11 protein-coding genes and 1 tRNA gene are annotated in these 13,384 nt (G+C 74.3%); 10 read left to right on the top strand and 2 right to left on the bottom strand.

Annotated features, from left to right (window positions below; all coding sequences use genetic code 11):
- Nucleotides 1–66: 66 nt before the first annotated feature.
- On the bottom strand, nucleotides 67–1,002 hold the full coding sequence (locus TEK04_RS03515) for a DUF559 domain-containing protein (RefSeq protein ID WP_336402921.1): 936 nt from the start codon (nucleotides 1,000–1,002) through the stop codon (nucleotides 67–69).
- 249 nt (nucleotides 1,003–1,251) lie between these two features.
- Nucleotides 1,252–2,364: a magnesium/cobalt transporter CorA gene (gene corA, locus TEK04_RS03510; RefSeq protein WP_336402920.1), complete on the bottom strand. Its 1,113-nt coding sequence runs from the start codon at nucleotides 2,362–2,364 to the stop codon at nucleotides 1,252–1,254.
- Between the two features lie 131 nt (nucleotides 2,365–2,495).
- Here corA and TEK04_RS03505 point away from each other — a divergent pair, with 131 nt between their 5' ends.
- The 10 genes from TEK04_RS03505 (at nucleotide 2,496) to glmU (ending at nucleotide 13,377) form a co-directional block, all read left to right on the top strand.
- Nucleotides 2,496–3,995 carry an amino acid permease gene (locus TEK04_RS03505; protein WP_336402919.1) on the top strand — a complete coding sequence of 500 codons (1,500 nt, stop codon included), beginning with the start codon at nucleotides 2,496–2,498 and terminating at the stop codon, nucleotides 3,993–3,995.
- Between the two features lie 130 nt (nucleotides 3,996–4,125).
- Complete coding sequence (locus tag TEK04_RS03500; RefSeq protein ID WP_336402918.1) at nucleotides 4,126–4,758, top strand: hypothetical protein; 633 nt, start codon at nucleotides 4,126–4,128, stop codon at nucleotides 4,756–4,758.
- Nucleotides 4,759–4,767: 9 nt separating this feature from the next.
- Nucleotides 4,768–6,561, top strand: coding sequence for a methionine--tRNA ligase (gene metG, locus TEK04_RS03495; RefSeq protein WP_336402917.1), 1,794 nt, complete (start codon nucleotides 4,768–4,770; stop codon nucleotides 6,559–6,561).
- Nucleotides 6,558–7,424 (top strand): TatD family hydrolase, encoded by an 867-nt coding sequence (locus tag TEK04_RS03490; protein ID WP_336402929.1) that lies wholly within the window; start codon nucleotides 6,558–6,560, stop codon nucleotides 7,422–7,424. The genes metG and TEK04_RS03490 overlap by 4 nt, the downstream gene beginning before the upstream one ends.
- A gap of 273 nt (nucleotides 7,425–7,697) precedes the next feature.
- The gene (locus TEK04_RS03485; protein ID WP_336402916.1) at nucleotides 7,698–8,531 is read left to right on the top strand and encodes a hypothetical protein; all 834 of its coding nucleotides are present in this window, start codon (nucleotides 7,698–7,700) and stop codon (nucleotides 8,529–8,531) included.
- 234 nt (nucleotides 8,532–8,765) lie between these two features.
- Nucleotides 8,766–9,896, top strand: coding sequence for a resuscitation-promoting factor (locus TEK04_RS03480; RefSeq protein WP_336402915.1), 1,131 nt, complete (start codon nucleotides 8,766–8,768; stop codon nucleotides 9,894–9,896).
- Nucleotides 9,869–10,741: a 16S rRNA (adenine(1518)-N(6)/adenine(1519)-N(6))-dimethyltransferase RsmA gene (gene rsmA, locus TEK04_RS03475; RefSeq protein ID WP_336402914.1), complete on the top strand. Its 873-nt coding sequence runs from the start codon at nucleotides 9,869–9,871 to the stop codon at nucleotides 10,739–10,741. Before TEK04_RS03480 ends, rsmA begins: the two co-directional genes overlap by 28 nt.
- Before the next feature lie 4 nt (nucleotides 10,742–10,745).
- Nucleotides 10,746–11,693, top strand: coding sequence for a 4-(cytidine 5'-diphospho)-2-C-methyl-D-erythritol kinase (locus TEK04_RS03470; protein ID WP_336402913.1), 948 nt, complete (start codon nucleotides 10,746–10,748; stop codon nucleotides 11,691–11,693).
- A 71-nt stretch (nucleotides 11,694–11,764) separates the two neighbouring features.
- Nucleotides 11,765–11,837, top strand: a tRNA-Gln gene (locus tag TEK04_RS03465).
- Between the two features lie 61 nt (nucleotides 11,838–11,898).
- Nucleotides 11,899–13,377: a bifunctional UDP-N-acetylglucosamine diphosphorylase/glucosamine-1-phosphate N-acetyltransferase GlmU gene (gene glmU / locus TEK04_RS03460; RefSeq protein WP_336402912.1), complete on the top strand. Its 1,479-nt coding sequence runs from the start codon at nucleotides 11,899–11,901 to the stop codon at nucleotides 13,375–13,377.
- Nucleotides 13,378–13,384: the final 7 nt, after the last annotated feature.

Below are 13,384 nucleotides of genomic sequence, written 5' to 3'. Positions count from 1 at the left end.
GCATGGGAGCCCATGCACCCGGTGCCGGGGCCCACGACCGGGTGCATGGGCTCCCATGCCGGGGCCTCAGGCTGCGGTGCGCAGCTGGGCCACGCGGATCCGGTACACCGCGAGCACCTTGGCCCGCACCCCCTCGGGGTCCCGCAGGACCTCGGCGTAGGTGAAGCGCAGGACCAACCAGCCCATCGACGCGAGCACGGCATCCCGGTGCAGGTCCCGCTGCCGGTCCTCGGGCGAGGTGTGGAACGCTGCGCCGTCCAGCTCGACGGCGAGCATGGCCTCCTGCCAGGCGCGGTCCAGCCGGCGCGTGACGCCGTCGCTGCACAGGACCGGTAGCTGCCCCCGGCTGCGCGGCAGTGACCGGTGCCGGAAGACCTGCTCGACGCCGAGCGCCTCGAGCTCGCTGGTGACGCCGTCGCCCACCAGCGCGATCGTCCGCGCGAGCGCGCGGTGACCGCCGATGTTGGGGCGTCGGCGAGCGGCGGCCCCGAGGCACTCGGGTGCCAGCGCCGTCCGGCGCACCGCATCGAGCAGCACCGGACGCCGAACCGGCCGGGGCAGTCCGGGCCAGGCGTCGACCAGGCTGTCGGCGAGGGCGGTGACGCGTAGTCCGCGCACGGTCTCCACCGCGTCGGGGTCGTCGGCGAAACCCTGGCGGCGGTGCACCTGGAGGTCGTGCGACCCGGCCTGCCGGCGGCGGTGGTCCACCACGACGTGGACGGCCCCGGCATGCTCCACCAACCCGCGCACGGCCAGTGCCGTGCGGTGGCTGAGCGCCGCGTGCGGGCCGACGCTCAGCAGCGCCGCACGGAGCCGCCGGTCGCCGGCGGCCGGGTTGCCCCGCGCGGTGTAGACGTGGGGGAACACCCGGAGCAGCTGGCCCCGCTCCACCATGCCGTCGACCACGGTGCGCGGCACGTGGCGCAGGAGGTCCTGTCGAGTGGCGAGCCCGTCCTGGCTCGCGAGGATCGAGCTGACGACGTCCGACCAGGGCTTCTGCACGGTCGAGAGGATGGCCCGAGTCGGCCGGTGCGCGGTGCTCCGTCGTCCGTCCTGTGGATGAACCCGGGCGCCCCCCGCATCCGAGCCACCCCGGCATGGGAGCCCATGCACCCGGCGGCGGGGCCCGTTACCGGGTGCATGGGCTCCCATGCCCGGTGGGGGGAGGGGTGGGCGGGCAGGGGCGGTCGGGTGTGGACGGCGGGGCGGCAGCCGGTGGGGCTGCCGGCGGCCGGGTGGGGACGGGCGGGGCTACAGCCAGCCGGTGCGCTTGAAGGCCCGCCAGAGCAGGAGGCAGGACAGGGCCATCACCAGCAGCACGAGCGGGTAGCCGAAGCGCCAGTCGAGCTCGGGCATGTACTCGAAGTTCATCCCGTAGATGCCGGCGATCGCGGTGGGCAGCGCGATGATGCCGGCCCAGGCGCTGATCTTGCGCATGTCCTCGTTGTCGGCCAGGGAGGTGCGGGCCAACGACGCCTGCAGGATCGACGACAGCAGCTCGTCGAGGGAGGCGACCTGGTCGCGCACCCGCAGCGTGTGGTCCTGCACGTCGCGGAAGTAGGAACGCATGGCCTCGGGGACCATCTCGACCTGCCGCTCGGCGAGCGCGTGGAGCGGGAGGTCCAGCGGCGTCACCGCGCGGCGCAGCTGCATCAGCTCGCGCTTGAGCTGGTACAGCCGCGGGATGTCGTCGGTGCGCTGCGGCGAGAACACCGACGCCTCGAGCTCGTCGACGTCCTCCTCGACGCTGGCTGCCACCTCGACGAAGTTGTCCACGACGTGGTCGGCGACGGCGTAGAGGACCGCGGAGGGGCCGTGGCAGAGCAGGTCGGGCTGGTCGTCGAGCCGCTGCCGCAGGTCGGCCAGGCCACCGTGCTGGCCGTGCCGCACCGTGATGACGTGGTGCGGGCCGAGGAACACCATCACCTCGCCGGTGTCCACCACCTCGCTGGTGGCGGTCAACTGCTCGTGCTCCAGGTACCGCGCGGTCTTGAGCACCATGAACAGGCCGTCGTCGTAGCGGTCGACCTTGGGTCGCTGGTGGGCGTAGACGGCGTCCTCGACGGCGAGCGGGTGCAGCCCGTACTCCTCGGCCAGGGGAGCGAACTCCTCCTCGGTGGGCTCGTGCAGGCCCAGCCAGACGAAGCCGCCGCGTTCCTGCGCCACCCGCAGTGCGTCGGCGGGGTCGACGTCGGGGACGCGCTGGCCGTCGACGTAGACCCCGCAGCCCAGCACGGCGCCGCCCTCGGGGCGGCTGGGGGCGACCTCCGTCGGCCGCCCGGCCGGCCGGGGGTCCCGGCGGGGAGCCGGCCGGGGCAGCGGCAGCCTCCGGCGCGGCGTCGTGCTCGACTCGGTGCTCACCATGACCGTCCTCCCGTCCGTGGTCGGGTGCCGAGCCTAGGCGTGCGGGTGTCGGTGAGCTGTGCCACGCTCCGGCGCGACAGGTGCACTCGGCAACCACCGCCGGCTGGCCCATGACCGCGGGGGGAACGCAGATGAGCGTCGCGAACGGCCGGCGTGTCAAGAGCGTCGAGGACTCCATCGCCGACACCGAGGAGCCCGAGCACCAGCTCAAGAAGAACCTGAGCGGCCTCGACCTCACGGTCTTCGGGGTCGGGGTGATCATCGGCACCGGCATCTTCGTGCTCACCGGCGAGGTCGCGCAGACCACGGCCGGCCCCGCGGTGGCGATCTCCTTCGTCATCGCCGGCATCGTGTGCGGCCTGGCAGCGCTCTGCTACGCCGAGTTCGCCTCGACCGTGCCGGTGGCCGGTTCGGCCTACACGTTCTCCTACGCCACCTTCGGCGAGCTCGTCGCCTGGATCATCGGCTGGGACCTGGTGCTGGAGCTGGCGTTGGGGGCGGCCACCGTCAGCGTGGGGTGGTCGGGCTACCTCAACCAGCTGCTCAGCGACATCGGCATCGGCCTGCCCGAGACCATCGCCGGCGAGACCGCCCGGTTCAACATCCCGGCCATGGTCATCGCGCTGGTGATGACCGGGGTGCTCGTCCTGGGCATCAAGCTCTCGTCGCGGATCACCTCGATCATCGTCGCGATCAAGGTCGCCATCGTGCTGCTGGTGATCGTGGTCGGCGTCTTCTTCGTCAAGGCGGCGAACTTCTCCCCGTTCATCCCCCCGACCCAGCCCGCCGAGGACGGCGGCTCGGGCCTGACCCAGCCGTTCATCCAGCTGCTCACCGGTTTCGCCCCGGCCGACTTCGGTGTCGAGGGCGTCATCGCCGGCGCGGCCATCGTGTTCTTCGCCTTCATCGGGTTCGACATCGTGGCCACCGCGGCCGAGGAGACCAAGGACCCGGCCACGGACCTGCCCCGCGGCATCTTCGGCTCGCTGGCGGTCTGCACCGTGCTCTACGTGCTGGTCAGCCTGGTCGTCGTCGGCATGCAGAACTACACCGAGCTGAACGCCTCGGCCCCGCTCGCCGGGGCGTTCTCCAGCGTCGGCCTGCCGTTCTTCTCGGGCATCATCTCCGTCGGCGCGCTCGCCGGCCTGACCAGCGTGGTCATGATCCTGATGCTCGGCCAGTCGCGGGTCCTGTTCGCGATGAGCCGGGACCACCTGCTCCCCCCGGGCCTGGCGAAGGTCCACCCCACCTACGGCACCCCCTACCGGATCACGCTGATCACCGGCGTGGTCGTGGCGGTCATGGCCGGGCTGATCCCGCTGGGCACCCTCGCGGAGCTGGTGAACATCGGCACGCTGTTCGCCTTCGTCCTGGTCAGCGTCGGGGTCGTCGTGCTGCGCCGCACGCGTCCCGAGCTGCCGCGGGCCTTCCGGGTGCCGCTCATGCCGGTGCTGCCGGTCGTGGCGGCGCTGGCCAGCCTCTACCTGATGCTCAACCTGCCGACCGAGACGTGGCTGCGGTTCGCCATCTGGATGGGGTTGGGCGTCGCCGTGTACTACGTCTACGGCCGGCGGCACAGCCGGCTGGCCCTGGGTGGGGACCACGACCACACCCGGGAGACCGCCCGCTGAGCACCGGCGGCTGACCTCCCCGCGGGCCGGGCTCACCCCGGGGGGTGAGTCCTGCCCGTCGGCCCCTGCGCCGCCGGCTGCGACCGGACGACCTGATCGGTGACCACCCGCCACCGGCCAGGGAGCTCCGTTGTCCAGCACCACCGTCGTCCTGCCCCGGGTGCCGGCACCGCCGGCGACCGGACGGCGTCGCGCCCCCGCCGCGGTGCTCGTCGTCGGCGTCCTCGCCGTGGTCCAGGCGGTGGGCCTGCTGGCCCTGGGGCTGGCCTCGCTGGACGCCGTCTGGGGCGACGGGCTGCGCCCGCCGGGCGGGCTGGTGGTCGGCACGCTCCTGGGCCTGGCCGCCTGGGTGGTGGTCGTCGCCGCCGGGGGCGCCGCGCTCGTCGACGGCGCCGGTCACCGGCTGCTGGTGTCCGTGGCGGTCGGCGAACTGGCGCTGCTGGCCGTCGTCGCGGTCGGCGGGGTGGTCGACGGGGTGCGCCGGGTGGAGCTGGCCGGCACCTCCGTCGCCCTGACCGCGCTCGCGGTGACCGCGGCCGTCGTCCCGTTGCTGAAGCTGCTGGCCGGCACGTCGGCGACGGCGCACGCGTGGACGTCGACCACCCGCCGTCCGGCCCGTGCGCCGCGCCCTCCCGTGGCCCACCGGCGCACCCGGGCGGCCACGCTGGCGGTGATCGGCCTGGCGCTGGTGACCGTGTCCCTGACCGGGCACCCGGCACCGACCGGCACCGCGCCCACGAGCGTGGTCGACAGCGCTCACTAGTCTCGTGCCGTGAGTGATCGGCACATCCTGACCGCGGTCGCCTGGCCCTACGCCAACGGCCCCCGGCACATCGGCCACGTCTCGGGCTTCGGGGTGCCCTCCGACGTCTTCAGCCGGTACCAGCGGATGGCCGGCAACAAGGTGCTGATGGTCAGCGGCACCGACGAGCACGGCACCCCGATCACGGTGGCCGCCGACGCCGAGGGCGTCTCGCCGCAGGAGATCGCCGACCGGAACAACCGCATCATCGTCGGCGACCTGACCGGCCTGGGCCTGAGCTACGACCTGTTCACCCGGACGACGACGGCCAACCACGCCGCGGTGAGCCAGGAGATCTTCCTGGGCCTGCTGAAGAACGGCTACGTCTTCCCGCAGACCACGCTCGGCGCCATCAGCCCGTCGACCGGGCGCACGCTGCCCGACCGCTACATCGAGGGCACCTGCCCGATCTGCGGCTACGACGGCGCCCGGGGTGACCAGTGCGACAACTGCGGCAACCAGCTCGACCCGGTCGACCTGGTCAACCCGGTCAGCAAGATCAACGGCGAGACGCCGAGGTTCGTGGAGAGCGAGCACTGGTTCCTCGACCTGCCCGCGTTCGCCAAGGCCCTGGGCGACTGGCTGGGCACGCGGAAGAGCTGGCGGCCCAACGTCCTGAACTTCAGCGTCAACCTGCTCGAGGACCTCAAGCCGCGCAGCTACACCCGCGACATCGACTGGGGCATCCGCATCCCGCTGCCGGACTGGCGCGATCGCGACGACAAGCGCATCTACGTGTGGTTCGACGCCGTCGTCGGCTACCTGTCGGCCTCGATCGAGTGGGCCCGGCGGTCCGGCGACCCCGAGGCCTGGCGGCAGTGGTGGCAGAGCCCGGACGCCGACGCCTACTACTTCATGGGCAAGGACAACATCGTCTTCCACGCCGAGATCTGGCCCGCGCAGCTGCTGGGCTACAACGGCGCGGGCGACAAGGGCGGGTCCCCGGGCTCCTACGGCGCCCTGAACCTGCCCACCGAGGTGGTGTCGAGCGAGTTCCTGACCATGGAGGGCAAGAAGTTCTCCTCCTCGCGACGGGTGGTCATCTACGTCCGCGACTTCCTCGAGCGCTACGACGCCGATGCCCTCCGGTACTTCATCGCCGTCGCCGGCCCCGAGAACCAGGACACCGACTTCACCTGGGCCGAGTTCCGCCGCCGCAACAACGACGAGCTCGTCGCCGGCTGGGGCAACCTGGTCAACCGGTCGATCTCGATGGCCGCCAAGAACGTGGGTGCCGTGCCGCAGCCGGGGGACCTGACCGACGCCGACCGCGACCTGCTGGCGACGACGTCCGGGGCCTTCGGCACGGTCGGGGAGCTGCTGGGCCGCAACCGGCAGAAGGCCGCGGTCAACGAGGCCATGCGGGTCGTGGGCGAGGCGAACAAGTACCTGTCGGACCAGGCGCCGTGGAAGCTCAAGGAGGACCCGGCCCGCCGGGACTCCGTGCTGTTCACGGCGCTGCAGGCGATCAAGGACTGCAACGGCCTGCTGTCGCCGTTCCTGCCGCACGCCGCGCAGCAGGTGCACGAGCTGCTCGGCGGCGAGGGCACCTGGTCGGTGGCGCCGCGCATCGAGGAGGTCAGCGACCTCGACGACGGCCGGCCCTACCCGGTCATCACCGGCGACTACGAGACCGGGCAGGCGGTCTGGACGTCGGTCCCGATCACCCCCGGGACGCCGCTGCAGGCCCCGAAGCCGGTGTTCACCAAGCTCGACGAGTCGATCGTCGAGGAGGAGCTGCGCCGGTTCGAGGAGGGGTCCTGAGCCGCTCGGCGTCCTCGCGGGCGAACAAGCGGGGCGAGCCGCCGCCGTCGCCGGAGCCGCTGCCCGCCCCGGCGCTGGACAGCCACACCCACCTGGACATCGCCGTCGGCGGGGAGGACCGGCTGCCCACCGATGCCGAGGTGGACGCCGAGATCGCCGCCGCGGCCGCCGTCGGCGTCACCCGGCTGGTGCAGGTGGGGGTGGACGTCGCCAGCTCGCGGTGGTCGGCGGCCCTGGCGGCTCGGCACCCCTCGGTGCTGGCCGCGGTCGCCCTGCACCCGAACGAGGCCGGCGCCGGGGCGGCGACGTCCGAGGCGCTGGCCGAGGTCGACCGGCTGGCGGCGGAGCCCCGGGTCCGGGCGGTGGGGGAGACCGGGCTCGACCGGTTCCGCACCGGGCCCGAGGGCTGGGACGCGCAGGAGGAGTCCTTCCGCGCGCACATCGCCATCGCCAAGCGGCACGGCATCGCCCTGGTGATCCACGACCGGGACGCGCACGCCGAGATCCTGCGGGTGCTCGACGACGAGGGCCTGCCCGAGCACACGGTGTTCCACTGCTTCTCCGGGGACGCGGCCTTCGCCCGCCAGTGCCTGGACCGCGGGGCGGTGCTGTCCTTCGCGGGGACGCTGACCTTCGGCAACGCCGGCTACCTCCGCGAGGCGGCCGCGATCGCCCCGGTCGACCAGCTGCTGGTGGAGACCGACAGCCCGTTCCTCACCCCGGTGCCGCACCGCGGCCGCCCGAACGCCAGCCGCCTGGTGCCGCACACCGTCCGCGCGCTGGCCGAGGTCACCGGCACCGACCTGGAGCAGCTCTGCCACACCCTGACCGCCACGGCCGAACGCGTCTTCGGCACCTGGTAGAAGGACCCCGTCGCGCGGTGAGCCGCGGTGCGCGCGCGATCGAGCGGGGGCCCGGAGGGCTCCCCGAGGAGCGCAGCTCCCCGACGACGGCGGCCGGGGACGGCTCACCCGCAGGCCGCGTTGCGCGCACGACCGAGCGGGGGCCCGGAGGGTCCCCCGAGGAGTGCTCGCGGGGCTCAGCGCACCAGGGGAACGGCACCTGGCCGCGGTGGGAGCGCGGAGCGCGACATGCAGGTACAGCGCGGTGGAGTCCGAAGGACGACAATGTGCAAGGTGGGTCGTCTCATCGCCGTCGTGCTGTTCGTCGCCGTGATGGTGCCGTCGGGTCTGCTGGCCCGGGAGTGGTCCCGGGCCGCCGACCGCCGGGCCGTGGCCGGGGGAGCGGTCGAGCTGGTGCCGCCCTCCGACGCGGGGGCGGCGGTCCTGGCGCGGCAGGCGCGGCACGGCCGCCGGCTGCGGCAGTCGGGGCTCGTGCTGGGGCTGGTGCTGATCGGGGTCAGCGTGGTGCTGTTCGCCGAGGCGTCGGTGTTCCTGTGGGCGCCGGCGCTCGTGGTGGGGGCGCTGGCCGGGGTGCTGCTGGCCGAGGCGAGCCGGACGCGGCCGCGGTGGGCAACGGGGCCGCGCCGCCCGCGGCGCGGGGAGCAGGTCTCGCCGTGGCTGCTGTGGGCGATGCGCGGGGCGGTGGTCGGCGAGCTGGCCGCGGCGGCGCTGCTGTGGTCGGCGGGGTCGGTGCCCGACCAGGTGGCCCTGGTGGCCCTGGTTGTCCCGGGGGCGGGGTGGGTGCTCGCGGAGGTGGCCCTGCTGCGGCTGGTGGTGCGCCCGCTGGCGGCCGACGGCTCCGACGTGCCGGTGGACGAGGCGTTGCGCACGTGGGGTGCCCACCTGGTGTGCGGCGCGGCGAGCGTGCTGGCGATGGTGCCGCTGGGTGCGCTGCTGCTGGTGGCCGGGGTCGACCTGGGGGACCGGGTGACCGACGGGGTGGACCTCATCCCGGTCGCCCTGGTGGCCGGCGGTTTCTCGGCGATCACGGCCGGTCTGGCGGTGGCGGTGTTCCTGGTCCGGTGGTTGCGGCCGGTGCGGCACAGCGCCCCCGCGTTGGCGGGCTGACCCAGCTCACACCGTGACCCTGGTCACGTCACCCGCACGTCGGTCGCGTGCGACGGAACAGGGCATTCGTGACGACTGGTGTCGGCGTGGCTACGCGCTGTCGACACATCGACCTGTTTCCATCTCGTCAGCACCACCGTTCCAGGCTCCAGGTTCGTTATCGTGTCGTGACCGACCCGTCGGGGCGGGGGCCAGCCTCCCCTGCCCGGGCCCCCCGTGACCCGTGGATGTGCCGTGCACCGAACGCTCAAGCTCAGTCTCTTCGCCCTCGTCCTGCTGGGCCTGGTCGGCGGTTCCACCGCCTTCCTGCTCGCGCAGAAGGCGGTGACGCTCACCGTCGACGGCCAGTCCCGCGAGGTGAGCACCTACGCCGACACCGCCGGTGAGGTCCTCGCCGACGAGAACATCGACGTCGCCGACGACGACGTGGTGCTGCCCGGCGTCGACAGCGCGGTCGCCGACGGCGACACCGTCGTCCTCAACCGGGCGCGGCCCCTGGAGCTGACCGTGGACGGCGTGACCACCACGGTGACCACGACCGCGCTGTCGGTCGCCGAGGCGCTGGACCAGCTGGGCTACCGCGGCGACGGCCTGGTGCTGAGCGCCTCGCGCAGCGAGCGGCTCCCGCTGGACGGCATGGCGCTGCAGGTGACCACCCCGAAGACCGTGACGCTGGTGGCCGACGGGGCCACCCGCGACGTCGTCACCACCGCGGGCACCGCCAGCGACCTGCTCGCCGAGCAGGGGCTGGCTCTCTCGGCCACCGACCGCATGAGCCTGTACCCGACCACCCCGCTGCTGGACCGCATGGTGCTGCAGGTGTGGCGGGTCCAGGTCACCGAGGTGACCGAGACGCAGACCATCGAGCACGGCACCGTCGAGACCGACGACCCCGACGCGGCCAAGGGCACCCGCACGGTCACCTCCGAGGGCGAGGACGGCGAGCAGACGGTCACCTTCTCCGTGACCACCACCGACGGCGTGGAGACCAGCCGGGTGCAGACGGGGACCACCGTCACCCGGGCCCCCGTCGACGAGCAGGTCAGCGTGGGCACCAAGGCGGCCCCGGCGCCGGCCCCCGCCTCGTCCGGCAGCAACACGGGGGCCTCGGCACCGGCATCCACCAGCGGACTGGACTGGGACGCCCTCGCGCAGTGCGAGGCCGGCGGCAACTGGTCGATCAACACCGGCAACGGCTACTACGGCGGGCTGCAGTACAACATCTCCACCTGGAACGCCTACGGCGGCCAGGAGTTCGCCTCCCGGCCGGACCTGGCCACCCGCGAGCAGCAGATCGCCGTCGGCGAGCGCACCTACGCGGCGCGCGGTGCCTCGCCGTGGCCGTCCTGCGGCCGCCGACTCTGAGCGGCCTGCTGGGGCCGGCGCACATCCGTGCGCTGGCCCAGCAGCTCGACCTGCGCCCCACCAAGCAGCTCGGGCAGAACTTCCTGCACGACGCGAACACCATCCGCCGCATCGTGCGCACCGCCGAGCTCCGGCCCGACGACGTGGTCTGCGAGATCGGTCCGGGTCTGGGCTCGCTGACCCTCGGCCTGCTGCCGGAGGTCCGTGCGGTGACCGCCGTCGAGGTGGACCCCCGGCTGGCCGAGCAGCTGCCGCGCACCGTCGCCGAGCGCAGCCCCGGGTGGGCCGACCGGCTCACGGTGGTCACCGCCGACGCGATGCGGGTGGGCGAGCTGCCGGGGGAGGCCCCGACGGCCCTCGTGGCCAACCTGCCCTACAACATCTCGGTGCCCGTGCTGCTGCACTGGCTCGAGACCTTCCCGAGCATCCGCACCGCGCTGGTGCTGGTGCAGCTGGAGGTGGCCGAGCGGTTGGCCGCGGCCCCGGGCAGCGACGCCTACGGCGTGCCCAGCGTCAAGGCCGCCTGGTACGCCGACGTCCGGCGGGCCGGAGCGGTGGGGCGGCCGGTCTTCTGGCCGGTGCCCAACGTCGACTCGGGCCTGGTGCGGCTCACCCGCCGCGAGCCGCCGCCGGGGGACCGCCGAGCCACGTTCGCCGCCGTCGACGCCGCCTTCGCCACCCGGCGCAAGGGGCTGCGCGCGGCGCTGGCGGGCTGGGCCGGGAGCCCCGCGGCCGCCGAGGCCCGGCTGCGGGCCGCCGGCATCGACCCGACCTGGCGCGGTGAGCGCCTGTCGGTGACCGACTACGCCCGCCTGGCGGCCACCGAGCCGGTCGCGGCAGGCTGAGTCCGTGCCGCACACCACGGGACCCGGTCGGATCGGCGGCGACGGGTCGGTCACCGCGCACGCCCCCGCCAAGGTGAACGTCCACCTGGCCGTCCACCCGCTGCGGGAGGACGGCTTCCACGACCTGACCACCGTGTTCCTGGCCGTCTCGCTGCTGGACTCGGTCACCGCGTGGCCCGACGACGGCCTGTCGTTGACCGTCACGGGGGAGGGGGCCGACGGCGCGGTGCCCGCCGACTCCCGGAACCTGGTCTGGCAGGCGGCCGAGCTGCTGGCCCGGCACGCCGGGGTCCGGGCCGACGCCGCCCTGCACATCGACAAGTCGATCCCCGCCGCTGCCGGACTGGCCGGGGGGTCGGCCGACGCCGCCGCCGCGCTGGTCGCCCTCGACACGCTCTGGGGCACCCACTGCACCCGCGGCGACCTCGCCGTCCTGGCCGCGCAGCTGGGCAGCGACGTCCCGTTCAGCTTGGTCGGCGGCATGGCGCTGGGCACCGGGCGCGGCGAGCAGCTCACCCCGGTCCTCACCCGCCGGCGCACCGACTGGGTGCTCGGCATCGCCGGTGCCGGGCTGTCCACGCCCGGCGTCTACCGCGAGCTCGACCGCCTCCGCGGGGCCGGGGAGCTGCCCGCGTCCTCGGTGGCGGGCACGGCGGACGACGTCCTCACCGCCCTGCGCGGGGGCGACGCCGGGGAGGTGGCCGCCCTGCTGGCCAACGACCTGCAGGCCCCCGCGCTGGCCCTGCGACCCGAGCTGGAACGCGGGCTGCAGGCCATGACCGGCGCCGGGGCGCTGGGCGCGCTGGTGAGCGGGTCCGGGCCCACCGTGGCCGGGCTGGCCGAGGACGCCCAGGCCGCGGCCGCGACCGCCGAGGCGCTCGCCGGGTCGGGGGCCTTCCGTGCGGTGCGGGCGGTCCACGGCCCCGTGCCCGGCGCCCGGCTGGCCGGGTGAGGCTCCCCGTGCTCGCCCCGCCGGCCCCCGCGGCCTAGGCTCGCAGGCGGCCTCCGGGAGACCGGGGGTGGTGGGGGATGGGGTAATCGGCAGCCCGCCGGCCTTTGGAGCTGTGCAGTCTCGGTTCGAGTCCGAGTCCCCCAGCTGTCCCCAGCTGCGCCCGTCACCGACGGTGCCGCGCCGTCCGCCCCGACCGGGAGATGCCTTGTCCGCACCTGCGCCGTCTGCACCTGCGCCGTCTGCACCTGACCCGTCCGTCGCCGCCGTCGTCGTGCTCGCGGCCGGCCAGGGCACCCGCATGCGCTCGCGCACCCCGAAGGTGCTGCACCCCGTCGGCGGGCGCAGCATGCTCGGCCACGTGCTGGCCGCCGCCGGCCCGCTCGGTGCCGCCGCCACGGTGGTCGTCGTCGGCTCGGGGCGCGACCAGGTGGAGGCGCACCTCGCCGCGGTCGCCCCGCAGGCGCGGTCGGTGGTGCAGGAGCAGCAGAACGGCTCGGGGCACGCCGCGGCCCTGGCCCTCGCGACCCTCACCGACCTGGCCGGGCCCGTGCTCATCGTCAACGGCGACGCGCCCCTGCTGCGCGGCAGCACGGTGCAGGCCCTGGTGCAGGCCCACCACGACGCAGGCGACGTGCTCACCGTGCTCACCGCGGCCGTCCCCGACCCGACGGGGCTGGGCCGCATCGTGCGCGACGCCGAGGGCCGGGTCACCGCCATCGTGGAGGAGCGCGACGCCACGCCCGAGCAGCGGGCCATCACCGAGGTCAACGCCGGGGTCTACGTCGGCGACGGGGCCGCCGTCCGCGCGGCGCTGGCCCGCGTCGGCGCGGCCAACGACCAGGGCGAGCAGTACCTCACCGACGTGCTCGGCCTGCTCGTCGGGGACGGCGCGCAGGTGGGCGGGCACCGGGCGGCCGACCCCGAGGACACCCTGGGCTGCAACGACCGGCGGGAGTTGGCGGCCCGGCGCCGCACCCTGAACGACCGGGTGCTCGACGACCTCATGCGGGGCGGGGTCACCGTCGTCGACCCCGCCACGACCTGGGTCGACGTCACCGTCGAGGTCGGTCCGGACACCGTGCTGCACCCCGGTACCCAGCTGCTGGGCGCCACCGTCGTCGGCGAGGCCGCCGTCGTCGGGCCCGACTGCACCCTGACCGACACCGAGGTCGGCGACGGTGCCCGGGTGGTGCGCACCCACGCCGAGCTGGCCGTCGTCGGGCCCGACGTGTCCGTCGGCCCCTTCGCCTACCTGCGCCCGGGCACCAGGCTGGCCCGCGGGGCCAAGGTCGGCACGTTCGTGGAGACCAAGAACGCCTCGCTCGGAGAGGGGGCCAAGGTGCCTCACCTGTCCTACGTCGGCGACGCGACCATCGGCGAGGGCACCAACATCGGCGCCGCCACTGTCTTCGTCAACTACGACGGCGTCGACAAGCACCACACCACGATCGGTGCGCACGCCCGCACCGGCGCCGACAACATGTTCGTGGCACCGGTCACGGTCGGCGACGGGGCCTACACCGCCGCCGGGTCGGTCATCACCACCGACGTCCCGCCGGGTGCGATGGGGGTGGCCCGGGCCGCCCAGCGCAATGTGGGAGGGTGGGTGGGCCGTCGACGTCCGGGCACTCCGGCGGCGCGAGCAGCCGACGCGGCTCTCGACCGCACCTCCGACGACGCCTAGGGGTCCC

This window comes from Klenkia sesuvii (assembly GCF_037083825.1).
Taxonomy (GTDB): Bacteria; Actinomycetota; Actinomycetes; order Mycobacteriales; family Geodermatophilaceae; genus Klenkia; species Klenkia sesuvii.
Note: the sequence above shows the minus strand (reverse complement) of the source record. Positions and strands in the feature narration are given on the sequence as shown.